Genomic DNA, 21,973 nt, shown 5'->3' with positions numbered 1-21,973 from the left:
TGGTGAAGGCGTTCTCCGAGCGCGACATCTCCGATTCCATCGAGCTGCGCGGCACGCTGGAAGGGCTCGCCGCGCGCGTTTGCGCCCCGCGCGCCGGGGGCCCCCCACCCCGGCCCGGTCGCCGCGGGGGGGGGCCGCGCGCCCAAGGCCCCAGAGGCCGTCGATCAGCGTGTCCTTGACGACGATCTGGGGAATGCGGATGCCCGCGATCTCGTGCGGCACGATCATCGCGACCGCGCCCGAGGCTTCCGCCTTGTCCGCGAACTCCCAGCCGTCACGCGCGCTGGCGAAGGCCGAAATGAAGCCGCCGCTTGGCGTGCCGCTCAGCGCGACGAACAGGCTGCCCGGCTTCGCCAGCCGGCTGTCCTGGGTGACGAAGTCGATCGGCGTGTCCGGGAACGATCCGGCGGCGCCCAGCGCGCGCGCCACTTCGGCCACCGTCCATATGGGCGCGCTCATGCAATCCTCGACGCTAATGCGGCGGCGACCGCCTCGTGATCACTGAAGGGCAAAACCTCTCCGCCGACGATCTGCCCGGTCTCGTGGCCCTTGCCGGCGATGAGCAGCGCATCGCCATCTTCCAATTCGGCGATCGCGGTGCGGATCGCCGCGGCCCGGTCGCCGATTTCGCGGGCGCCCTTGGCGGCGGCGAGAATTTCGGCGCGGATCGATTCCGGCTTCTCGCTGCGCGGATTGTCGTCGGTGATGATGACACCGTCGGCGTTGCCGGCGGCGATCTCGCCCATGATCGGACGCTTGCCGGCATCGCGGTCGCCGCCGGCGCCGAACACGACGACCAGCCTGCGCCTGGCGTAGGGACGCAGCGCCTGCAGCGCCTTGGCCAGCGCATCGGGCTTGTGCGCATAGTCGACGAAGATCGGCGCACCGTTGCGCTCTCCGACGCGCTCTAACCGGCCCTTGGCGCCTTCGAGATGTTCGAGGCTCGCGAACACGTCCGCGGCGTCGCCGCCGGTGCCGATGGCGAGGCCAGCCGACACCAGCGCATTCTCGATCTGGAACTCGCCGACCAGCGGCAGCCGGATCGTATACCGCCTGCCGCGATGTTCGAGCGCGAGCACTTGTGAAAATCCTTCGACCTCCGCACCGGCGAGACGAATGCCCTCGCCCGCCCCGTCGCCGTTGCGACCGACTGCCATCACGCGCAAGCCGCGCGAATTCGCAGCACTGATCGCCTCCGCCGAGCAATCATGATCGGCGGAGATCACGGCCGCGCCCCCCGGCGGGACAAGTTCGCGGAACAGCCTGAGCTTGGCCGCGAGATAATGCGCGACGGTCGGATGGTAATCCATGTGGTCGCGCGAGAGATTGGTGAAGCCGCCGGCGGACACGCGCACGCCGTCGAGGCGATATTGGTCGAGCCCGTGAGAAGAGGCCTCGAAGGCGAGATGCGTGACGCCCTCGCGCGCGATCTCGTCCAACTGCCGGTGCAGCGCGATCGGATCGGGCGTCGTCAGCGAGCCGTAGACGGTACGCTTCGGCGAGACCAGGCCGATGGTTCCGATACTGGCGGAGGCGTGCCCGAGCCGTTCCCAGATCTGCCGGGTGAATGCGGCGACCGAGGTCTTGCCGCTGGTGCCGGTCACCGCCGCAATTGTCGCAGGCTGCGCGGGAAAAAATCTTGCCGCGGCCAGCGCCAGCGCGCGGCGCGGATTGGCAACTGTGATGAACGGCACCTTGCAGCCGTCAGGCGCATGGTCGCCGACGACCGCCACCGCGCCTGCGGCAATCGCGGCATCGATAAAGCGCGCACCGTCGGTCTTGCTGCCCGCAAGTGCGAAGAAGAGATCGTCTGGCTTGACCGCGCGGCTGTCGAGCGCAACGCCGGTCACGTCGAGCGCCGCGACCGCGGGCTCGATTGCGGCGTCATTGCCCTGAACGTCCTGATCGAGGAGGTCGCGCAGCTTCATGGTCTTCCAGTCGACATGCCGGACCGGATCGCCGAATCTGCAGGGAAATCCCGACTCAGCAGCGGCAACGGCCCACCCGGTTGATTACTGGGTTGTCCTGGATGCTGCAAGAATAAGGCGCTCGGACGGCGGCAGGTCGAATCGCGGCTCGACACCCAGAAGCGGCGCGATCCGCTCGATCACCTTGCCGCCCGTGGGCACCGCGTTCCAGCCCGAGGTGATGAAACCCTTCGTTTCGGGAATGGCCTGGGGCTCGTCCAGCATGATCAGGATCTGATATTTCGGATCGTCGCAGGGCATGATCGCGGTGAAGGAGTTGAGCACCCGCTTCTTGGCATAGCGGCCGTTGATGACCTTCTCGGACGTGCCGGTCTTGCCGCCAACGTAGTAACCCTTGACGTCGGCGGTCTTGGCGGTGCCGATTTCTGCATTGAGCCGCATCAGGAACCGCATCTTGTCGCTGGTCTCCGTCCTGATGACGCGCTTGGCCATCGCCGCCGCTTCGGACTCGCTGCGCTTCATGAAGGTCGGCGGAATCAAATAGCCGCCGTTCACCAGCGCGTTGATGCCCATCACCGCCTGCAGCGGCGCCACCGACATGCCTTGGCCGAACGCGATGGTCACGGTGTTCAGCTCGCCCCAGCGGCGCGGTATCAGCGGAGCCGCGCTTTCCGGCAGTTCGGTGCGCAGCCGCGTCAACTGGCCCATCTTGCCGAGGAATGCCTTGTGGGCCTCGACGCCCTGTCCGAGCGCGATCCGGGCGGCGCCGATATTGGACGAGAACGTGAACACTTCCTTGGTGTTGATGAAGCGTCCGAGCGGATGGCTGTCGTGGATCGTGAACTTGCCGTAGTGCAGGTTTCCGCGTGCATCCCACGACGTGTTCAGATTGATCTTGCCGGAATCGAGCGCCATCGCCAGCGTGAACGCCTTGAAGGTCGAGCCCATCTCGTAGACGCCGGTGGTCAGGCGATTGATGCGGTCGGGGTCGTGCGCTTCCTTCGGATTGTTGGGGTCGAAGTCCGGAAGCGAGACCATCGCCACGATCTCGCCCGTTTTGACGTTGGAGACGATGCCGGAGGCAGCCTTGGTGTGGTATTTCTCCTTGGCCTTCAGCAGCTCGTCACGCAGGGCGTGCTCGACGCGCAGATCGACCGACAGCTCGATCGGCTTTTGCAGCCGGTCGGTGGCAAAGCCCGCGCGGTGGAGATCGGCGAGCCCCTGATTGTCGAGCCACTTCTCCATGCCCGCGATGCCCTGGTTGTCGATGTTGACGAGACCAATGAGGTGGGCGACCTCGTTGCCGGTCGGATAGACGCGCTTGTTCTCGCGCAGGAAACCGATGCCGGGAATGCCGAGCTTGTGGATGTCCTGCTGCTGCTTTGCCGTAATCTCGCGCTTGAGCCAGACGAAGCCCTTGCGCGTCTTCAGGCGCTCGCGCACCTCGGCCTCGTCGAGGTCGGGCACCGTGGCGGTCAGAAGTTCGATTGCCTCGTCCTTGTCGATGATGCGACGCGGCTCGCCGAACAGGCTCGACGCCTTGACGTCGGTCGCGAGGATCGCGCCGTTGCGATCGACGATGTCGGGCCGCGCGGTCGCGACCACCTCCTGCGCCGCGGCGCGGCGCGCGCCGTGGGCGTCGGCGCCGATCGCGAACATCACTAGCCGGCCGCCGATCAGGGCGTAGACCGCGCCAAAGGCGAGCATCGCCAGGCCGACGCGCGCCCGCGCCTTGGCCGCGCGATCGACGTTGCGCCCGTACAGCAGGCTGCGGATCAGGCGCTGGCGCCAAGGCTCAGTCGGCTTTTCTGCCGGTTTGGCCGGGGTCACAGCATTCATGGCTTGTCCTCGGGCTGAGGTACGGAGCCCGTCACATTATCGGGATCGCTGGCGGCTTCGATGGTGTTGAGCATGGCGCCGATCGGATCCGGCTCGCCCGGCCTGAACATCCGCGGCGGGCGCTCGGGCAGATTCTTCAGTGAGTCATATTGCGTGCCGTTGACCGGCTTGAGCTGCAGATGCCGATCGGACAGGCCCTGCAGGCGCAGGGGCGCATCGAGCTTGGCCCATTCGGAGCGCAGCGCCGCGATCGCATCGCGCTGCTCGCGGATCTCCGCATGCAGCCGCAGCACCTTTTCGGTGCGCGCCGTGGAGTCCATCTTGATCCTATAGACATAGGCTGCCGCGAAGATCAGCGCGCCGATGACGAGGAGGTGGATGAAGCGCATGCGCTAGCCACCTCTCATGACGTCGGAGAGTTTTGGCCAGGACGATTGCTCGCGCTCGTCATGCGCCGGCGCCGAGGTGCGCTCGCCGGCGCGCAGTTTTGCCGATCGCGCACGCGGGTTATGCGCGACTTCGTTTTCGCCCGCGATCACCGGCCGCCGCGTCAGCAGCTGAAAACTCGGCACCGCCTGAGACACTTCCGGCAAATGGCGTGAGCCGCCACCCGTCTTGCTGCGCAGGCTAAGGAAATTCTTGACGATGCGGTCTTCCAGCGAATGGAACGAGACGACAACGAGGCGACCACCGGGCTTGAGCACGCGCTCGGCAGCGATGAGCGCGCTCTGGAGTTCCTCGAGCTCTTCGTTGACGAAGATGCGCAGGGCCTGGAACGTCCGCGTCGCCGGGTGAATATCGCCGGGCTTGGACCGAACCACCCTGCCGACGAGCTCGGCGAGCGCGCGCGTGGTCGTGAACGGCGTCTCCTGACGGTCCGCGACGATAGCGCGGGCGATCCGGCGCGACTGCCGCTCTTCGCCGAGAAGATAAATGATGTCGGCGAGATCGCCTTCCGAGGCGCGCGCCACGACATCGGCCGCAGTGGGGCCTGCCTGCCCCATCCGCATGTCGAGCGGACCATCGAGGCGGAACGAGAAGCCGCGGCCGGCCTGGTCGAGCTGCATCGAGGATACCCCGACGTCCATCACGACGCCGTCGACGCCATCGATGCCTTGAGCCGCGCAGACCTCGGCGAGGTTGGAGAAACGATCTTCAACGAGGGTCAGCCTGCCCGCCGAGCGTGCGACGAGCTCGGCGCCGCCCTCGATCGCAGTACGGTCGCGATCAATGGCAATCACCTGGGTTCCCGGCACGTCGAGGATCGCGCGGCTGTAGCCGCCGGCACCAAAGGTCGCGTCGATATAAAGGCCACCTTCGCGCGGGGCGAGGTGGTCGATGGCCTCGCGGCCAAGAACGGGGATGTGCGGAGCCGAGCTCATGCGCCAGGCCTGCCGATCGCCCCGCCGGACTCCCAAGTGAGATCGGGGACGAACAAGCTCATAACGCCTCGAATGATTCCGCGTCGCGGCGGTTCCACGACCCAACCCCCGTCCGATATGGTTACCGTGCCCGGTCGTCCCGGGCCACCAACCCAGTATTCCCCTTGGAATTTGTCGGGCAGCCATGGGATTTCGAGCCAAAATACGCTTTGGCCGCCTCCGGACGCGGGTCGGCTCTTCATCTCTCAGTAACGGCCCTTAGCGTTAAGAAAGCGTTGATCGGCTCGCGACAAGTCGAAAAGCTGACGCGGCGGTGATGCTTCATCCACACACATGCGCCAAAATGCATCCGTTAACCTCGTCGCGCGGTTGCGCACGGTGGAGGGTAAAGGAATAGTAAAGAGAAGGGCTTGGCCCACTCTCTGTCTGTCTCGAGCTATTTATGTCGTCCGGTTCGTCCACGCCCTCTGGATCTGATTCGAAGCGTCAACGCGTTCTGCCGGTTCCCAAAGCCGCCGCGAACATGCGGACGTTCGAGCCGGATTCCTCGATCGTCTCCGACATCATCCCCTCGCCGAACCATGGCGACCGCAACAAGGGCCGCCAACCCGATATGATTGTGCTGCACTACACCGGCATGCCCGACGTCGAAGGTGCGCTGGCGCGGCTCTGCTCCGCGGGCACTGAGGTGTCGGCCCATTATGTCGTGCTGGAAGACGGCCGCATCGTGCAATGCGTGCCGGAGGCCAGGCGCGCCTGGCATGCCGGCGTCTCGTCCTGGTCCGGCGAGGACGACATCAATTCCTGCTCGATCGGGATCGAGATCGTCAATCGCGGCCACGATTGGGGCTATCCGGAGTTTCCGCTGCGCCAGATCGCCGCCGTGATCGCGCTGTGCCGCGGCATCATGCTTCGCCGCAAGGTGCCCGCTCACCGGGTGCTCGGCCACTCCGACGTGGCGCCGGCGCGCAAGAAAGATCCCGGCGAAAAATTTCCGTGGCATTCGCTGGCCAATTCCGGGGTCGGCCACTGGGTCACGCCCGCGCCGGTGGTGCGCGGCGAGAGCCTGATGCTCGGCACCATCAGCGACGAAGTGCTGAGCTTGCAGCAGGCGCTCGCCAGATACGGCTACGGCGTTCCCCTCACCGGCAAATACGACGCCGCGACCATGGAAGTCGTCACCGCTTTCCAGCGCCATTTCCGCCCGGCGCGCCTGGATGGGGTCGCGGATCACTCGACGCTGTCGACCTTGCAGGCGCTGTTGGGGAGTCTCCCTCAGGAGGCTACGACCGTCGCGACGAAGTGACGACGACTGCCACACACCCCGTCATTGCGAGCGAAGCGAAGCAATCCAGACTGCCTCCGCGGAAGCAGTCTGGATTGCTTCGTCGCAAGTGCTCCTCGCAATGACGGAGTATGTGGCGACTACTCCATCTCCCGCATCCTTCGCGCGTACAGCCGGCGCAGCGGCTCGAGCAGCGTCGCCTCCGTCGCCGCGCGATAGGCCTTGCGTGCCTCCTCCTTCCGGCCAAGCCGCCGCAGCAGATCGGCCCGCACGGCCGGCAACAGCTCGTAGCCACGAAGCCCGCCGCGCGCAGTAGTCGCATCCACGAGATCGAGCGCACGTGCCGGCCCATCGACCATCGACACCGCCGCCGCGTGGTTGAGCTCGATCACCGGCGACGGGTTGATGCGCAATAGCACTTCGTAGAGCCCGGCGATCTGCGGCCAGTCTGTCTGCTCATAGCTCGGCGCGCGCGCATGCAGCGCAGCGATCGCGGCTTGGACTGCATAGGGCTGCGGCCGGCCGGGCACGCGCAGTGCGTCGTCCACCAGATGGAGACCCTCCTCGATCTGTGCACGGTCCCACCGCGAACGATCCTGCTCTTCCAGCAGCACGATGTCGCCGGCGGCGGTCTGGCGCCCTGCGCGGCGCGCATCGTGCAGCAGCATCAGCGCCAGCAGGCCCTTGATCCCCGCGCGATCGGGTAACAGCCGGTCGAGCAAGCGGCCAAGCCGGATCGCCTCGACCGCAAGATCGGGCCGCATCAAATCCGCACCTGACGTCGCCACATAGCCTTCGGTGAAGACCAGATAGATCACGGCAAGCACACCCTCGAGCCGCGGCACCAGCGTGTCGCGCTCGGGGACCTCATAGGGAATGCCGGCGAGCCGGATCTTCTGCTTGGCACGGACGAGACGCTGCGCCATCGCCTCCTCGCTGACGAGGAAGGCGCGCGCGACCTGCGCCATGGAGAGCCTGCAGACGGTCCGCAGCGTCAGCGCGACCTGGACTTCGGCCGCAAACGCAGGATGGCAGCAGGTGAAGATCAGCCGCAGCATGTCGCCGTCGAGCATTGCCGGCGGCTCGGCGGGCGCCTGCGCGTTCAGCTCGAGCTCGTGCACGAGCGCCTGCTCCTTGCCGCGGAAAACGGCCTGGCGCCTGATACGGTCGATCGCCTTGTGCCTGGCGACATTGACCAGCCAAGCACGCGGATTGTCGGGGACCTCGCACGCCGGCCAGCGCGCCAGTGCCACCGCAAAGGCGTCCTGGAGCGCGTCCTCGGCGAGATCGAAATCGCCGACGAGGCGGATCAGCGTGGCCAGCGCCCGCCCCGCCTCGTCGCGGAAGATCTTGTCGATCTCGGACAGCGTCATGCGCCGATGCGCGACTTGTCGTAGACCCAGATCGGCCGCACCTCGATCGAGCCGATACGCGCCGACGGAATCCGCGACGCGATCTCGATCGCAGCATCGAGATCCTTGGCCTCCACCAGGTAATAGCCGCCGAGCTGCTCGCGCGTTTCGGCAAACGGGCCGTCGGTCGTCAGGGTCTTGCCGTCGCGCACGCGGACCGTCGTCGCGGTCGTGGTCGGCTGCAAACGGTCGCCGGCCTTGAAATTGCCGCTCTGGATGATGCCTTGCGTGAAGGTCTGATATTCCGCCGTCATCTGCTGGCCGGCCGCCGGACGCATATTCGCGTACTCGGCTTCGTTCTGGTAGATCATCAGCAAATACTGCATCGGTTAACTCCTGTTGCACGGCTGGATCGCCGACATCCAGTCGAACGGGACACGCACCCAACGACATCTTCAGGATAAATTATTTCGGGCGAACCGTGCATGGCGTTATCGGCTTGCGGAACCGACACAAATGCTTCATGCGTAAGCCGTCAGTCGGCCGGACGGCCGCTCCGGCAAGTGCCGAAAGGCCGCCGGGGAGGAAAGTCCGGGCTCCCTTGACATACGGTGCCGGATAACGTCCGGCGGGGGCGACCCCAGGGAAAGTGCCACAGAGAACGAACCGCCCGCCGTCGCCCCTTCGGGGCTTTGGCGCGGCAAGCCCTCGGGCCTGCCGTGCCGTAGCAGCGCAAGCTGCGTAGGCAGGTAAGGGTGAAAAGGTGCGGTAAGAGCGCACCGCGGCTGCGGCAACGGAGCCGGCATGGTAAACCCCACCGGGAGCAAAACCGAATAGGGACGGCGTAGCGGGCTGTTCGCGAAAGCGATAACGCCGCGGGGCGATGTCAGGCCCGCCGTCCGGGTAGGTTGCTCGAGGCCCTGTGCAAACATGGTCCCAGAGGAATGGCCGTCACGTATCGTTCGCGCAAGCGGACGGTGCCTTACAGAACCCGGCTTACAGGCCGGCTGATATCTTTCAACGAGGGGCTCGGTGTTAATGCATCGGGCCCCTCACCATTTTGGCTCTCTATCCGACGATCTTCTCCAGGACCGCCATCAACGCCTCCGGCGCCGTGACATTCGGTGCATGGCTCGCGTCGAGTTCGAAAGTGCGCCAGCCATCCTCGCTCTTGGTGCGCTTCGCAAACTGTCCGAACACGTCGCCCGGCGGAATGCGCGTGCAATAGATGTAGCTGCGCGGCATCGCCGGCTCGCCATGTTCGAGTTTCAGCTTCGTCTCGAAACATTTGATCGGCATGTTGATCCGGCGGGCGTTGAGCCAGTCGAGATCGGCCGGCGGCGTGTCCGGCGGCGGCGGGTTCGGCGGGATGCGGTAGCCGTCGCCTGAGCCAGCTGCCTTGCGCATCGGCTCGCGCCCGCCCTCATGGAGATCGAACAGCGATTGGCCGTCACGCGGCACGAAGGCGTCGAGATAGATCAATTGCGTCACCCGCTCGCGCGCGCGATCGGCGACACCGGTGGCGACCATGCCGCCATAGCTGTGGCCGAGGAGCACGATGTCCTCGAGATCCTCGAACCTGATGACGTTGAGAATGTCCTGGATGTGCGTGTTGAGATCGATCGCGGGACTGGCCAGATGCGCGCGCTCGCCGAGCCCGGTATAGGTCGGCGCAATGAGGCGATGGCCGGCCTTTGCCGTCAACGGATGCATCTTCTTCCAGGCCCACCCGCCGGACCACGCGCCGTGACAAAGCAGGAAGGTTTTTGAGCGTGCGGCCATCGGCGTTTCCATCGTTCTTGTTTGTACGATGGAGTGTAGCGGCCGGTCCCGCGATGTAAACGCTACGGCCCCTTAAGCCGCGCGCGCGTTCACCTTCACGAGGACGGCTGCAGGCCGACCGGCTTCGCGCCGCAGCTTGCCCGCCTCAAAACCATGCATGCCGATCTGCCATTGCAGCCCGACGATGGCACCCTTGGTCGGCTGCAACAGCGCGAGCGAAGCGAACAACGTCACCGGCAGCCACACCACCAGTTGCAGCCAGACGGCCGGCGCATAGGCGGTCTCGACCGCGAGGATTGCCGGCACCACGAGATGGCCGACGACGACCATCACGAGATAGGCCGGGAAATCGTCGGCGCGCTGGTGGAACAGCTCCTCGCCGCAATGGTCGCAGGTATCCGCCACCTTCAGGAAACGGCCGAACGCGTGCCCCTCGCCGCAATTGGGGCATTTGCCCAAGAAACCGCGCCACATCGCTTTCGTGAGAGAGACTGAACCGGTCGCCATGACCCCACCTCTTCCTTTTCTACGATCCATACAATAATATCTTGTATCCATACATTCAAAGGATATGGGCCTTCATTGCATGGATTGGACCCCTACAATCTCGGAGCTGAGCGGGCCGCGCTATCAGCGCATCGTCGAAGCCATGGAGGCCGATATCGCCGCCGGCCGGCTGGTGCGCGGCCAACAATTGCCGACGCAGCGGGCGCTGGCAAAGGCGCTCGGCATCGACCTCACCACGGTGACACGCGCCTACACCGAGGCGCGGCGCCGCGGCATCATGGAGGCCCGGGTCGGCCAGGGCTCGTTCGTGTCGGAGACCAGCGCGCGCCGCGTGGTCGATCTGCCGCATCCCGTCGCGATCGACCTCTCGATGAACGTGCCGCCGCAACCTCTCGAAGCGCAGCTCGACGAGCGCATCATCGCCGGGATGGAAGCCATCCGCGCGCAATCGGGCCTGACCGCGCATCTCAACTACCAGCCGCCCGGCGGCAGCGCACACGAGCGCGAGGTCGCGGCGCGATGGATGCGCCCCCGCGTGCCGCATGCCCATGCCGACAGGCTCGTGATCTTTCCCGGCGCACAGACGATCCTGTTCAACCTGCTCGCCCACCTCGCCCGGCCCGGCGACATCGTGCTGACGGAAGCCCTCACCTTCCCCGGCATCAGGGCCGCCGCCGCGCGCCTCGGCGTCAGACTCGTCGGCGTCGCGATGGATGACGGCGGCATCCTGCCAGAGGCGCTGGCAAAGGCTTGCCGCACGCATAGACCGAAAGCGGTCTATCTCATTCCGACGCTGCACAATCCGACCACCGCGACGCTTCTCCCCGAGCGCCGCAGCGCCATCGCCAAGATCATCAACGATGCCGATACGATTCTGATCGAGGACGATGCCTACGGGCTGCTCGATCGCTCGGCATCGCCGATCGCCAATCTCATTCCGGATCAGACATATCTCGCGACCACGCTGTCAAAATGTATGGCGCCCGCACTACGGGTCGCCTATCTAGTGACGCCCGACGGCAGCTCGCAGCGGGAGATGCGTAGCTCTTTGCAGGCGACGGTGCAGATGCCGGCGCCGCTGATGGTCGCGCTGGTGACGCATTGGATCGAGACCGGGATCGCCGACCGCATCATCACCGCCATCAGAAGCGAGGCGATCGGCCGCCAGCAGCTCGCGCAACGGGCGCTCAAGGGATTTGAGTTCCAGGCCAAGCCCGCCGCGCATCATCTGTGGCTGCGGCTGCCGGAGGACCGTCCCGATGTCGCGGCGCATCTGCTGCGGAATGGACTGGCAGTCGTCGCCGGCGAGGCCTTCACCGTCGACGGGACCGCACCACACGCGGCACGCGTCTCGCTAGGCGCGGCGCGCAACCGGGCGGAATTGACGGAGGCGCTGCGCATCCTCATGAGCGCGCTGCACAGGCCCGCCGACACCCGGCAGATCGTCTAGCAAATACCTATCGATGCTGCCGGCGATGGTGGGAGCGCACGACCGGCGCAACAGCCGATGGATAAGCTTGCGATGCGTAGGCATCGCTCGGCTGGCCGAGAGCCCCGCGCGCGGCGGGCGTGAGCTGGCCGCCATTCAGAACGTCGCGGTCGGGATGGGCAGCCTGATAGGCCGCAGGCTCGGAAAACTGGGCCTGCGCCATGGTCGGCATCAATGCCGCCGCCGACACTAGTGCGGCCGCGACGGCAATCTTCGTGCGGGTCATCGTCCTTCTCCATATCTCATTCGGGAGACTGGCCGATCGAACCGCATGATGGCGTCGAGCGGGCCCCCAGTTTGAAGTACGAGCGTCATGTAGGCCTGTCTTTCGCGAACGCCCGCTGCTGGGGATCACGCTTGCGTGCGGTTTTGAAATTGACCTGCACGGCCGCAGCTGTGCTATGCGAGCGATGGCGATCAACAGTTCGGGATCGTCAAGATAACAGGGACAATCTGTTGGAAATACTCACCTACGGGCTGCTGCTGCTCGGCGCACTGGCCGGGGGCTTCGTCTCGGGCCTTGCCGGTTTCGGCACGGCGCTGATGGCGCTCGGCATCTGGCTCTACGTGCTGCCGCCCTCGCTCGCGGTGCCCCTGGTGCTGATCTGCTCGGTGATCGCGCAGAGCTCGACGCTGCCGTCGATGTGGAAGAGTTTTGATCTCTCGCTGGTCTGGCCGTTCCTGATTGGAGGACTGATCGGCGTGCCGCTGGGCACCATGCTGGTCGCCTCCGCCGATCCAAAAGTGTTCAAGCTGAGCGTCGGCGTGCTGATCCTTGTTTTTTCGACGGCTCTCTATCTGAACAAGCGGCCGCTCGCCGTCACGTTCGGCGGCCGCATTGCCGACGGCGCGATCGGTTTTGCCGGCGGCATCTTGGGTGGCCTTGCCGGACTGTCGGGGCCACTTCCGATCCTGTGGGCAAACATCCGAGGCTGGAACAAGCACGAGCGGCGCGGCATCTTCCAGCTCTTCAATTTCACCGTGCTCGGCGCCGCCTTGGTGTTGCAGACCGCCTCGGGCCTCGTCGCGTTCAAGGTGGTCTGGCTCGCAGTGATCGCATTTCCGGGCACGCTGATCGGCGCATGGGCCGGCGCGCGCGTCTATCATGCGCTGAGCGACAAGCATTTCGGCGATGTCGTGCTCGGTCTGTTGTTCCTGTCGGGCCTCGGCCTGGTCTGGAACAGTTTGGGCACGCACTAACTCCGTATTGTCTTCGCGGCGAGCGCCATGCCGCCGGCAATGCCGACGCCAAGCACGTAGATCCAGCCCTCGGCGAAATCGAACAGATGCGAATTGAGCAGCGAGGACAGCATGTTCTGCACCACGACCAGAAGGCCGACCCAGCAGGCCAGCCCCTCTCCGCGAAACAGCGAGAGGTGCGCGAACCAGAGCGCATAGAGGATCACGACGCCCGACGCGCCCCACTGCACGGCGACATTGAGCGTCTGGTTGTGGGGATCACCGACGATTTCCGCTCGAACCCCGCTCTCGCCGACAGCCGCGCGCGCGAACAGGCCGCGGATCGCCCCGGTGCCGTGACCGAGCAGCGGCGCGTCCGCGGTGAACGCCAGCGATTTGCGCCAAAACTCCAGTCGTGACCCCATGCCGCTGACATCATTGCCGGCGATGCTGACCTCATAGTCTCCGTTGAATTTGGCGACTGTTGCGCGCAGACGCGGCGAGGCGGTCCACAGCAGCACGGTCAACAGCCCCATCGCGCCGACGGCGAAGAGTGCGGTGCGGCGGCGCAAATGCAAAAGCGCGAAGACCACGATCAGGATCGGCAGCGTCACCAGCGCTGTCCGCGAGACCACGACGAACATCATGTTGGCGAGGAATCCGATCGCGAGCGCCACGAACAGCGCCGCGACGCGGTAGCGGCCTCGTCGCAGCAGCGACACGCTCGGGTAGACCAGCGCGATCGCACAGAGCGCGAACTCCTGGCTCTGGTCGATATAATTGCGCACCGCGATCCCGCTTTCGACCTTGTAGGGCCCGCGCGACAGATAGAGTTTCAGCGACAATGCGGGATCGACGGCGACGGCGAAGGAATAGAGCATCAGTGCCGTGCAGGATACCAGGAACGCGGAAAACACCCAGCCGCCAAACGGCCAACGCTCGAACTGGTAGATCAGAAGCGGAATTACCAGCAGCTTCGCCGCCGGGCCGATCGCATGGATTCGGTCCGGCCACGGCGCATCCGACCAGAGCGTGCCGATAGCGGCGAGTAGGACCAGCGCAATCGGCAGCAGGCAGATTGCCCGAAGCAGCGAACGCGGAAATTCGCGAAGGTCGAGGAACGCGAACGCGATCAGCCAGGGAATGAGCGCGAAAATGAGCCCGGTCGTGGTCCACGGCAACAGCAACGCGATCAGCGCGACGGAGCGGGCTGGCGTGCGATAGCGTGCCGCCCAGATCGCGGCGAGCCAGGAATTGGGCCGCTGCTCGTTCAACACCTCGGTCATTTGGCCCCTGCAGCCGATCCCCACGGCGCGGCAAGTTTGCCGGAGCCGTGGGGCGGGGACAAGCGAACGCTACGCTGGCGCGCGTACAGGAGACGCCACGCGCTTGGGCGCAGCCGGCTCCGGGGACTTCTCATGCCGGAGCGTGGCAAGGCGCTTCCTGAATTCACGCCGTAGCAGCCACAAGCTCAGGGCCGCCTGCAGCGTGGTTGCCGCGATCGACAGGTACCAGACGTGCTCGATCCGGAAGCCCGGCCGCGTCGACAGCCAGATCGTCGGCAGCGAATAGGTGAGCACGCGCGTTGCCGAACTCCACAGCACCGGCTTGGTATTGCCGAGGCCCTGGAACATGCTCGAGCAGGTGAAGATCACGCCCTGCGCCACCATGTTGAGCGAGATGATCCGCAGGAACAGGAACGCGATCTCCATGGTTTCCCGGTCGTTCGAGAACCCCGAGAGCAGGAGCTGCGGCTTCAACTGCGCGAGGCACATGAAGCCTATCATCACGACACTGGTGATCAGCGCCGCCTTGACGAAGGTTTCGCGCACGCGCTCGCCTTTTCCGGCGCCCATGTTCTGGCCGGCGATCGGCCCAGCGGCGAGCGCAACTGCAAGCCCCGGCATCTGGATCAGGCCCAGGACCCGTTGTCCGATCCCGAAACCGGCCTGCGCCGCCGCACCGAAATCGCGCAGCACGAAATAGACCACCGCCATGAGGATGAACATCATCGCGAACTCGCCGCCGGCAGGCAGGCCGACATTGAGGATGCGCCTCAGATGCTGCGCCTGCGGACGCCACTGCGCCGGATTGAAGGCGACATAGCGTTCGACCTTACGAAAATGCGCAAGCAGCATCACGACGCCGATCAACACCGCGATCGAGCTCGCCAGCCCCGCACCGGCAACGCCGAGCGCATAGCCCGTGCCCAAGCCCGCGATCAGAACCGGCGCCAGCGCGATGTTGATGGCCACCGCAAGCGCCTGCACCAGCATCGTGGGACGCACGATGCCGGTAGCGCGCAGCGCGGATCCCATCACCTGGCTCGCGAATTGCAACGCGAGCGCCGGCATGAACCACAGCAGATACGTGGTCCCCGCCTCGATCGTGGCTTCGTCCGCGGCGATCGCATGCATGTAGGCGCGCGACAGCGCCGCGCCTGCGACCAGGGTCAACAGTCCGAACAGCACCGACAGCACGATCGCCTGATTGAAGATCAAATTGGCATCCGGCCGATCCTTGCGTCCCACGGCATGCGCGATCAACGACACCGCGCCGACGCCGAGCACCTGCATCAGCGCGTTGATGAGAAAGCCGGCATTGCCGGCCGCCGCCACGCCCGCGACCGCGGCATCGCCCAAGCCCGAGACGAAGTACAGATCGACCAGCTGGCAAAGCATGATCGTGACCATACCGACCATGATCGGCGGTGCCATGCCCAGAATGTGCTTCGCGACGGAGCCGTTGGTCAGGTCTTTCATGTCACCCATCCTTGACCGATTCCTTGGCGACGCGGCCGACATTGGTCCGCCGGCCGCGCGCCACTCATTCCGCTGCTGCGACCTGTCCGAGCTCCACCACCTGGCGCTCGAACAGGCCGCGATAGATGCCGCCGGGCCTGGCCGCGAGCTTGGCATGCGTGCCTTGCTCGACGATCTCGCCGCGGTCGAACACCAGGATGCGATCGAGGCTCTTCACCGTCGAGAGCCGGTGCGCGATCACGATCGAGGTGCGGCCTCGCATCAACCGCTCCATCGCCTGCTGGATCAGCGCCTCGGATTCCGAATCGAGGCTCGAGGTCGCTTCGTCCAGGATCAGCACCGGCGCGTCCGCCAGGAAGGCGCGCGCCAGCGCCACGCGCTGTCGCTCGCCGCCGGAGAGCTTGACGCCGCGTTCGCCGACCAGCGTGCCGTAGCCCTTGGGCAGGCGCACGATGAAGTCGTGCGCATTGGCCAGCCGTGCCGCCTGCTCGATCGCCTCCAGGCTGGCGCCGGGCCGGCCATAGGCGATGTTCTCGGCGAGCGAGCGGTGAAACAGGATCGGGTCCTGCTGCACGATCGCGATCTGGCTGCGCAGCGAATGCTGGGTGGCCTTGGCGATGTCTTGCCCATCGATCAGAACGCGGCCGCCGGTGACGTCGTAGAGCCGCTGCACCAGCTTGACGAAGGTGGTCTTGCCGGAGCCGGAGCGGCCGACGAGACCGACGCGTTCGCCGGCGCGGATCGTGACCGACAATCCGTCATAGAGCGGCGCGTGATGGCCGCCATAATGGAACGTGACGTCGTCGAACACGAGCTCGCCGCGCTCGATCGCGATCGACCGCGCGTCCGGCGCATCCGCAATCCCGATTGGCTCGTCGTGGATCGCCACCAGCTCCTCCATGTCGTTGACCGAGCGCTGCAGGTTGTTGATGTGCATTCCGACGTCGCGCAAATAGGCATGGATGACGTAGTAGCTCGTCAGCACATAGGTGACGTCCCCGGGCGAGGCCCGCCCCGACATCCACAGCAGCACGGCGCCGCCGATCACGGAGGCGCGCAGGGCCAGCAGCACCGAGAGCTGCGCCAGGTTGGTGTAGTTGTAGCGCAGCCAGGTCCGCCGCACGCGCACGCGCCAGCGGTTGACGACACGGGCAAGCCGCGCATCCTCGCGCGCTTCCGCGCCGAACGATTTCACCACCGCGTTGCAGGTCAACGCATCCGCCAGCGTGCCGCCGACCTTGGTGTCCCAGGCATTGGAGATGCGCGCGGCCGGCGCGATGTAGCGCGTCGAGAACAGCACCGTCATCGTGACATAGGCCAGCGCGCCCAGCGCGATCACCGCGCCAAGCGAGGCCCAGTGCAGGCCGAGCAGGATCATCGACCCGATCAGCACCAGCAGCGACGGCGCCAGCGCCATCAAGATGGTGTCGTTCAACAGGTCGAGCGCCCACATGCCGCGGGTGACCTTGCGCACCGTGGATCCCGCAAAGGAGTTGGCGTGCCAGTCGGTCGAGAACCGTTGCACGCGCATGAAGGCTTCCTGCGCGACCTCGGACATGATCTTTAGCGAGAACGGCACGATGGCCTGGAGGCCGGTCAGCCGCAGCACCATGGAGGCTGCGCCCAGCGCCACGATACCGCCCAATGCCATCAGCGCCGCGTGCCGCGCGGCGGAATCGGATGGGCCGCGCGTCAGGGCGTCGACCAGATGTCCGGAGAAGACCGGCATGAACAGGTCGGCGATGGTCGCACCCAACAAGCCGCCGGCGACGATGAGGGTACGCCCCGGCTGCTTCAGCCAGTGCCGGAACACGAAGGGCAGCACCACGCGTATCGCCGCGGGCCTTTTTGACAGAGCGGTCATGGCATCATCCGGCCGCTTATGGCGCGGGCCGGCTCCATTGATGGACGCAGGCCGGCCGCGAGGGCCGAGACGGCGTCACTTAAAGTTGGTTTTGACTTGGGAAGCGGGGCGATCGGGACCAGGAGCCCAATCGAAGCTGGCGGAAGAGGCCTCTAGGAGGCCGAGCACATACCGAGCCAGAACATCATCGAGCGCGGGCGTGCGATCTGCGAATGCGACGAAATCATGCAAATCCTCCCGGTTCGATGGAATGAGGTGCGCTTTATAGATGTGTCAGCGGTGATTTGCAACGGGGCTCGCGCGAGATCACGCACGAGTGTTGCAAATTAGTGCGCGTCGCCGCTGGCGCCGAACGGCGAGGCCGGCCTCTTCAACAGTGTGACGAGCAGGGTGAGGCCGAGATAGAACAGCGTCAGGATGAAGAAAGCATCGCCGAAGCCCATCACCACGGCCTGGCGATGCACGAGCTGGCTGAGCTGCTTCATCGCCATCAGCGTGGAATCGCCAAGCCCCTGAAACTTCTGCATGAACATGGTCAGGGTTTCGGTCGCGGTCGCGTTGCCCCAGGTCACACGCTCCTGCAGGCGCGTAATGTGCAGATCGGTGCGGTCATTGAGCACGGTGTTGATGACGGCGAGACCTACGGCACCGCCGAGATTGCGCATCAGGTTGAAGAGGCCCGAGGCGTTCTTCACCCGGTCGGGCGCCAGCGTGCCGAGCGCGATGTTGTTGGTCGGCACCATCGCGAACATCATGCCGATGCCGCGCAGGATCTGCGGAATCAGCAACTCATAGAAATCGTAGTCGCGCGTGATCCAGGTCATCTGGTAGGAGCCGAGCGCGAACACGACGAGCCCGAACGCGATCATGTAGCGCATGTCGTACTTCGCCATGAGACGCCCGACCACCGGCGCGATCAGGAACATGGTGATGCCCGAGACGAACATGGTCTCGCCGATCATCAGTGCGCTGTAGCCACGCACTTCGGCGAGGTAGCGCGGATAGATGTAGGTCAGGCCGTAGAGGCCGATGCCGATGCAGAACTGAAGGACGCAGCCGATCGCGAAATTGCGGTTGGAAAAGGTGCGTAGATTGACGATCGGCTCGGCCGCCGTGAAGACGCGCCAGAAGAAGGCGATCGCCGAGATGCCGCAGATCCAGGCGCAGATCGCGACCGAGGGGTCCTGCATCCATTCATATTGCGGGCCTTCCTCCAGCACGTATTCCAGCGTGCCGAGGAAGCCGGCCATGAACAGCAGCCCCCACCAGTCGAAACGGTCGAGCAACTCGAAATGCGGCTCGTCGAAATCGACCAGCGCCAGCACGCCGATGGTGATGCCGATGCCAGGCACGATGTTGATGAAGAACAGCCAGTTCCAGGACATCAGGTCGGTGATGTAGCCGCCGACAGTTGGCCCGATGGTCGGAGCCAGCGTTGCGACGAGCCCGATGATGGGACCGACGATGTGGAATTTGGTGCGTGGGAAGACGGTGTAGGCCGAGGCGAACACCGTCGGGATCATGCCGGCGCCGAGAAAACCTTGCAGCGCGCGCCACAGGATCATCTCCTCGATGGTGGTGGCGAAGCCGCAGAGCAGGCTCGATGCGGTAAAGCCTGCCGCCGAGATTGCGAACAACAGCCGCGTGCCGAAGGCGCGCGACAAGAATCCCGACAGCGGGATCGCGATCACTTCGGCGATCAGATAGGCGGTCTGGACCCAGGAGACCTCGCTAGAGCTTGCCGACAGGCCGGCCTGGATTTCACTCAGGGACGCCGAGACGATCTGGATGTCCAGGATCGACATGAACATCCCGAACACCATGATGATGAAAGCGAACAGCCGCTTCGGCGCGATGCGCTCCGAAGCGGGGTCCGCCATCATGGCAGGTGAAGCGGTCGTGGCGTTCGCCATGGTCTGACCTCGCGGCGCAGGCGCGCTACTGCGGATGGATCATGGTGGCGTCGTCGAGATCGACCTCGCTGTCGGCGTCGGCCGCGCCCTTGTTGGTGTCGACCGTTGCAGTGACCGACATGCCGGCGCGGAGCAGGTTTTGCTTCGCGACCGACTTCGGCACGCGGATGCGGACCGGCACGCGCTGCACGATCTTGGTGAAGTTGCCGGTGGCATTGTCAGGCGGCAGCAGCGTGAACACCGAGCCCGCGCCCGCTGCGATGCTGTCGACGACACCGGAGAACTTGCGCATGCCGTAGGCATCGACCTTGATCGTCACAGGCTGGCCGGGGCGGATGCGCTTGAGCTGGGTCTCCTTGAAATTGGCGTCGATATAGACGTGATCGAGCGGCACGACGTTGCCGAGCCGCTGGCCAACCGCGACGAAATCGCCGGCACTGACGAGGCGGTTCGAGAACGTGCCGTCGACCGGCGCGCGCACCGCGGTGAAAGCGAGATCGCGCTCGGCCTTGGCCAGCGTGGTCTTGAGCTCGGCGAGCTGCGCCTGCGCTTCGGCTTGCTGCGCCTTGGCGACGTCGACATTGCTGAGCGCGACATCGTAGGCGGCCTGCGCGGCCTTGACCGCGGCAGCGCCCTGGTCGCGTCCGGCTTCGGAGCTTTCGAAGGTGGCGCGCGAGGCAAAACCCTTGTTGCTCAGCGCCTGCTGGCGCTCATAATCGAGGTCGGCGCGCTTGAGGCCGGCTTCGGCGGAGACGAGTTGCGCCTTGGCCTGCGCGACCTGGCTGTCGAGCGCCGCGACCTGGCGGCCGATGCGATCGATGGTGGCCTGCTGGGTCGCGATCCTGGTCGCGGCGGCGTCGACGGCGATCCTGTAGTCGCCGTCGTCGATGCGGAAGACGATGTCGCCAGCGCGCACCGTCGTGTTGTCGCCGGCGAGGATCGAGGAGACGTGGCCAGCCACGCGCGCGCCCAGCATGGTGTTGTTGGCGCGGACATAGGCGTCGTCGGTCGCGACGTAGAAGCGGCCGACCAGCGTGTAGTAGCCGGCATAGCTCGCGGCCGCGAGCGCCAGCACGAGGCCTACTCCCATCATCACGAATTTGCGCTTGCCGGACTTCGGCGCGCCGGCGGCGGGCGCGTCTGGGGCTGCGGCCGGCTTGTCGGTCACGGGCTTCTCCGGCGCCTCGCTGGGACGGCGCTTGGTTTCCTCGGCCACATGAGAGCGCAACTGCTCGGCGAGAGCCACAGACGTCTCGGTGGCAGCGTCACCACCCGCGGGCGCCGGCGTCTCCACGGCGTCCGGGCGAAGGACGCGCGCAGCCTGGTCTCTCACTACGGCCATGGAGGCCTCCCCAAAAAAGCGCGATGAGGGACAACCCGCCCTACGGCCGGTTCCCTCTCACCCATCCCAAATATCATTGACCGAACGGTTCGGTCAATATAGATAATACCCGAACGGACCCTACCGGCCCGAATCCTTTATTTCGGTTTCATCACCTTGGACCGATGCAAAAACTTTCCGAGACCCTGAACCAATGGTTGTAGCCGGCCGCGAACATCTCCACGTCGTCCAGGAGGAGGACAGCTCCAAACGCCGCCAGATCCTGGACGGGGCCCGCAAGGTGTTCATGGATCTCGGGTTTGACGGTGCCAGCATGGGCGAGATCGCCCGCGCGGCGCAGGTCTCCAAGGGCACGCTTTACGTCTACTTCGCCGACAAATGCGCGCTGTTCGAAGCGATCCTCGAACAGGAGGCGCTCCAGCACGGTCAGGTCGCGTTCAATTTCGATCCGGCACGCGATGTTGAAACCACGCTGAAGGATTTCGGCCGGGCCTACAACCGTCTGCTGTGCCGGCCCGGCGGCGGATCGGCGATCCGCACCGTGATGGCGATCGCCGAGCGAATGCCCGATCTCGGCCGCCGCTACTATGCGCAGGTGCTGGACAAGTCGATCAACCGCCTCTCCGACTATCTCAAAGCCCACGCCGCCGCCGGCGATCTCGAAATCGACGATTGCGATCTGGCGGCGTCGCAGTTCATGGAACTGTGCAAGGCCTCGCTGTTCCTGCCCTTCGTCTTCCAGGCCGCGCCCGCACCGTCGGAAGAGCGCATGAGCGAAGTCGTCGACAGCGCGACGCGGATGTTCCTCGCGGCGTACGGGGCGAAGTAGCGGCAAGTCGGGCCTGCGTTGCAGGCCGCTCCGGCGGCATTATATTCGGGCTCATGTCCCGTGATCTCCGCCCGCCCGTCGATATCCTCCATTACGAGATTGTCCAGGAACAGGCCTCCGCGCTCGGACGGATGGGCCGCACGCTCGAACAGGCGCTGGCGCGCCTGCGCGAGTTCGACGCCGCCCATGCCCTCCCCGAGGTGCCGGCCGCGATGCAGCCGGCCCGACGCAAGCTGGTGATGGAAGCCGGCCACGCGCTCTGGATGTTGGTGGTGCAGCGTGAGGCATCCGGCTTGCGCGACAGCCGCCACATCATGCGGACCTACAATGTCCCGGCCGAGGTGCAGTGCTGCATGGGGCTGGTGCCGGCAGCGTCGAAGCCGGCTCGAAAGTGATTTTCTACGGTGCCTGGCGCTAGACAAGGCCGTTACCACGGCGATGATTACGATGGATGCAAGGGCCTAGAAAGAGGCCAAAAGCTCTATCATGTGCGGGCGCCTCGCGAGCGGGCCCCCACGAC

Annotated in this window: 19 protein-coding genes, 1 other RNA gene and 1 pseudogene; 6 read left to right on the top strand and 15 right to left on the bottom strand. The window is 65.5% G+C overall.

The window, feature by feature from the left end:
• The 5 genes and pseudogenes from AC0L23_RS12700 to rsmH all read right to left on the bottom strand — a co-directional run.
• Positions 1 to 459: pseudogene (locus AC0L23_RS12700) on the bottom strand (hypothetical protein); the annotation flags it as partial.
• Positions 456 to 1,928 (bottom strand): UDP-N-acetylmuramoyl-L-alanyl-D-glutamate--2,6-diaminopimelate ligase, encoded by a 1,473-nt coding sequence (locus AC0L23_RS12695; RefSeq protein WP_085385403.1) that lies wholly within the window; start codon positions 1,926 to 1,928, stop codon positions 456 to 458. The pseudogene AC0L23_RS12700 and the gene AC0L23_RS12695, both read right to left, overlap by 4 nt.
• Before the next feature lie 84 nt (positions 1,929 to 2,012).
• Positions 2,013 to 3,767: a peptidoglycan D,D-transpeptidase FtsI family protein gene (locus AC0L23_RS12690; protein WP_085385402.1), complete on the bottom strand. Its 1,755-nt coding sequence runs from the start codon at positions 3,765 to 3,767 to the stop codon at positions 2,013 to 2,015.
• Entirely contained in the window at positions 3,764 to 4,156 is a 393-nt protein-coding gene (ftsL, locus tag AC0L23_RS12685; RefSeq protein WP_007600843.1) for a cell division protein FtsL, read from the bottom strand. Before ftsL ends, AC0L23_RS12690 begins: the two co-directional genes overlap by 4 nt.
• Before the next feature lie 3 nt (positions 4,157 to 4,159).
• Positions 4,160 to 5,149 (bottom strand): 16S rRNA (cytosine(1402)-N(4))-methyltransferase RsmH, encoded by a 990-nt coding sequence (rsmH, locus tag AC0L23_RS12680; RefSeq protein ID WP_085385401.1) that lies wholly within the window; start codon positions 5,147 to 5,149, stop codon positions 4,160 to 4,162.
• Between the two features lie 523 nt (positions 5,150 to 5,672).
• Between rsmH and AC0L23_RS12675 the strand changes: the two genes are divergently transcribed.
• Complete coding sequence (locus AC0L23_RS12675) at positions 5,673 to 6,455, top strand: N-acetylmuramoyl-L-alanine amidase (protein ID WP_085385400.1); 783 nt, start codon at positions 5,673 to 5,675, stop codon at positions 6,453 to 6,455.
• Between the two features lie 119 nt (positions 6,456 to 6,574).
• On the opposite strand, the gene AC0L23_RS12670 is transcribed toward AC0L23_RS12675, so the two are convergent.
• Together AC0L23_RS12670 and AC0L23_RS12665 are read right to left on the bottom strand one after the other, a co-directional pair.
• Complete coding sequence (locus AC0L23_RS12670; protein ID WP_085395660.1) at positions 6,575 to 7,807, bottom strand: RNA polymerase sigma factor; 1,233 nt, start codon at positions 7,805 to 7,807, stop codon at positions 6,575 to 6,577.
• On the bottom strand, positions 7,804 to 8,172 hold the full coding sequence (locus AC0L23_RS12665; RefSeq protein ID WP_085385398.1) for a YciI family protein: 369 nt from the start codon (positions 8,170 to 8,172) through the stop codon (positions 7,804 to 7,806). Before AC0L23_RS12665 ends, AC0L23_RS12670 begins: the two co-directional genes overlap by 4 nt.
• Positions 8,173 to 8,321: 149 nt before the next feature.
• Between AC0L23_RS12665 and rnpB the strand changes: the two genes are divergently transcribed.
• Positions 8,322 to 8,801: RNase P RNA component class A (rnpB, locus tag AC0L23_RS12660), an RNA gene on the top strand.
• 53 nt (positions 8,802 to 8,854) lie between these two features.
• On the opposite strand, the gene AC0L23_RS12655 is transcribed toward rnpB, so the two are convergent.
• The gene (locus tag AC0L23_RS12655) at positions 8,855 to 9,568 is read right to left on the bottom strand and encodes an alpha/beta fold hydrolase (RefSeq protein WP_085385427.1); all 714 of its coding nucleotides are present in this window, start codon (positions 9,566 to 9,568) and stop codon (positions 8,855 to 8,857) included.
• Positions 9,569 to 9,640: 72 nt separating this feature from the next.
• Positions 9,641 to 10,105: a DUF983 domain-containing protein gene (locus tag AC0L23_RS12650; RefSeq protein WP_085385397.1), complete on the bottom strand. Its 465-nt coding sequence runs from the start codon at positions 10,103 to 10,105 to the stop codon at positions 9,641 to 9,643.
• Positions 10,106 to 10,154: 49 nt separating this feature from the next.
• Between AC0L23_RS12650 and AC0L23_RS12645 the strand changes: the two genes are divergently transcribed.
• Positions 10,155 to 11,525, top strand: a complete 1,371-nt coding sequence (locus AC0L23_RS12645; protein ID WP_085385396.1) for an aminotransferase-like domain-containing protein — start codon at positions 10,155 to 10,157, stop codon at positions 11,523 to 11,525.
• Between the two features lie 7 nt (positions 11,526 to 11,532).
• Here AC0L23_RS12645 and AC0L23_RS12640 read toward each other — a convergent pair whose 3' ends face one another.
• Positions 11,533 to 11,790 carry a hypothetical protein gene (locus tag AC0L23_RS12640; RefSeq protein ID WP_018454225.1) on the bottom strand — a complete coding sequence of 86 codons (258 nt, stop codon included), beginning with the start codon at positions 11,788 to 11,790 and terminating at the stop codon, positions 11,533 to 11,535.
• A gap of 230 nt (positions 11,791 to 12,020) precedes the next feature.
• Between AC0L23_RS12640 and AC0L23_RS12635 the strand changes: the two genes are divergently transcribed.
• On the top strand, positions 12,021 to 12,764 hold the full coding sequence (locus AC0L23_RS12635) for a sulfite exporter TauE/SafE family protein (protein ID WP_085349094.1): 744 nt from the start codon (positions 12,021 to 12,023) through the stop codon (positions 12,762 to 12,764).
• On the opposite strand, the gene AC0L23_RS12630 is transcribed toward AC0L23_RS12635, so the two are convergent.
• The 5 genes from AC0L23_RS12630 to AC0L23_RS12610 all read right to left on the bottom strand — a co-directional run bounded on the left by AC0L23_RS12630 (position 12,761) and on the right by AC0L23_RS12610 (position 20,624).
• On the bottom strand, positions 12,761 to 14,029 hold the full coding sequence (locus tag AC0L23_RS12630; protein ID WP_085349095.1) for an O-antigen ligase family protein: 1,269 nt from the start codon (positions 14,027 to 14,029) through the stop codon (positions 12,761 to 12,763). The two genes, AC0L23_RS12635 and AC0L23_RS12630, sit on opposite strands and share 4 nt — an antisense overlap.
• 69 nt (positions 14,030 to 14,098) lie before the next feature.
• Complete coding sequence (locus tag AC0L23_RS12625; protein WP_085385395.1) at positions 14,099 to 15,505, bottom strand: MATE family efflux transporter; 1,407 nt, start codon at positions 15,503 to 15,505, stop codon at positions 14,099 to 14,101.
• Positions 15,506 to 15,569: 64 nt separating this feature from the next.
• Complete coding sequence (locus AC0L23_RS12620) at positions 15,570 to 17,369, bottom strand: ABC transporter ATP-binding protein (protein ID WP_085385394.1); 1,800 nt, start codon at positions 17,367 to 17,369, stop codon at positions 15,570 to 15,572.
• Between the two features lie 326 nt (positions 17,370 to 17,695).
• Positions 17,696 to 19,282 carry a DHA2 family efflux MFS transporter permease subunit gene (locus AC0L23_RS12615; protein ID WP_085349098.1) on the bottom strand — a complete coding sequence of 529 codons (1,587 nt, stop codon included), beginning with the start codon at positions 19,280 to 19,282 and terminating at the stop codon, positions 17,696 to 17,698.
• Between the two features lie 25 nt (positions 19,283 to 19,307).
• Positions 19,308 to 20,624, bottom strand: a complete 1,317-nt coding sequence (locus tag AC0L23_RS12610) for an HlyD family secretion protein (protein ID WP_085349099.1) — start codon at positions 20,622 to 20,624, stop codon at positions 19,308 to 19,310.
• 193 nt (positions 20,625 to 20,817) lie between these two features.
• On the opposite strand from AC0L23_RS12610, the gene AC0L23_RS12605 reads away from it, so the two are divergent.
• Together AC0L23_RS12605 and AC0L23_RS12600 are read left to right on the top strand one after the other, a co-directional pair.
• Positions 20,818 to 21,453 (top strand): TetR/AcrR family transcriptional regulator, encoded by a 636-nt coding sequence (locus AC0L23_RS12605; protein WP_473357003.1) that lies wholly within the window; start codon positions 20,818 to 20,820, stop codon positions 21,451 to 21,453.
• A gap of 53 nt (positions 21,454 to 21,506) precedes the next feature.
• Positions 21,507 to 21,848 carry a DUF6665 family protein gene (locus AC0L23_RS12600; RefSeq protein ID WP_085385392.1) on the top strand — a complete coding sequence of 114 codons (342 nt, stop codon included), beginning with the start codon at positions 21,507 to 21,509 and terminating at the stop codon, positions 21,846 to 21,848.
• Positions 21,849 to 21,973: the final 125 nt, after the last annotated feature.

This window comes from Bradyrhizobium sp. MI1.4 (assembly GCF_055811315.1).
Note: the sequence above shows the minus strand (reverse complement) of the source record. Positions and strands in the feature narration are given on the sequence as shown.

Excerpts from the sequence above, each read along its gene's own strand:
- AC0L23_RS12665 (WP_085385398.1), bottom strand. The coding sequence starts at position 8,172 with ATGCAGTATTTGCTGATGATCTACCAGAACGAAGCCGAGTACGCGAAT.
- AC0L23_RS12690 (WP_085385402.1), bottom strand. The coding sequence starts at position 3,767 with ATGAATGCTGTGACCCCGGCCAAACCGGCAGAAAAGCCGACTGAGCCT.
- AC0L23_RS12605 (WP_473357003.1), top strand. The coding sequence starts at position 20,818 with ATGGTTGTAGCCGGCCGCGAACATCTCCACGTCGTCCAGGAGGAGGAC.
- AC0L23_RS12675 (WP_085385400.1), top strand. The coding sequence starts at position 5,673 with ATGCGGACGTTCGAGCCGGATTCCTCGATCGTCTCCGACATCATCCCC.
- AC0L23_RS12655 (WP_085385427.1), bottom strand. The coding sequence starts at position 9,568 with ATGGCCGCACGCTCAAAAACCTTCCTGCTTTGTCACGGCGCGTGGTCC.
- AC0L23_RS12630 (WP_085349095.1), bottom strand. The coding sequence starts at position 14,029 with ATGACCGAGGTGTTGAACGAGCAGCGGCCCAATTCCTGGCTCGCCGCG.
- AC0L23_RS12600 (WP_085385392.1), top strand. The coding sequence starts at position 21,507 with ATGTCCCGTGATCTCCGCCCGCCCGTCGATATCCTCCATTACGAGATT.
- AC0L23_RS12645 (WP_085385396.1), top strand. The coding sequence starts at position 10,155 with ATGGATTGGACCCCTACAATCTCGGAGCTGAGCGGGCCGCGCTATCAG.
- rsmH (WP_085385401.1), bottom strand. The coding sequence starts at position 5,149 with ATGAGCTCGGCTCCGCACATCCCCGTTCTTGGCCGCGAGGCCATCGAC.
- AC0L23_RS12650 (WP_085385397.1), bottom strand. The coding sequence starts at position 10,105 with ATGGATCGTAGAAAAGGAAGAGGTGGGGTCATGGCGACCGGTTCAGTC.
- AC0L23_RS12640 (WP_018454225.1), bottom strand. The coding sequence starts at position 11,790 with ATGACCCGCACGAAGATTGCCGTCGCGGCCGCACTAGTGTCGGCGGCG.
- AC0L23_RS12625 (WP_085385395.1), bottom strand. The coding sequence starts at position 15,505 with ATGAAAGACCTGACCAACGGCTCCGTCGCGAAGCACATTCTGGGCATG.
- AC0L23_RS12615 (WP_085349098.1), bottom strand. The coding sequence starts at position 19,282 with ATGGCGAACGCCACGACCGCTTCACCTGCCATGATGGCGGACCCCGCT.
- AC0L23_RS12695 (WP_085385403.1), bottom strand. The coding sequence starts at position 1,928 with ATGAAGCTGCGCGACCTCCTCGATCAGGACGTTCAGGGCAATGACGCC.
- AC0L23_RS12670 (WP_085395660.1), bottom strand. The coding sequence starts at position 7,807 with ATGACGCTGTCCGAGATCGACAAGATCTTCCGCGACGAGGCGGGGCGG.
- AC0L23_RS12620 (WP_085385394.1), bottom strand. The coding sequence starts at position 17,369 with ATGACCGCTCTGTCAAAAAGGCCCGCGGCGATACGCGTGGTGCTGCCC.
- ftsL (WP_007600843.1), bottom strand. The coding sequence starts at position 4,156 with ATGCGCTTCATCCACCTCCTCGTCATCGGCGCGCTGATCTTCGCGGCA.
- AC0L23_RS12610 (WP_085349099.1), bottom strand. The coding sequence starts at position 20,624 with ATGGCCGTAGTGAGAGACCAGGCTGCGCGCGTCCTTCGCCCGGACGCC.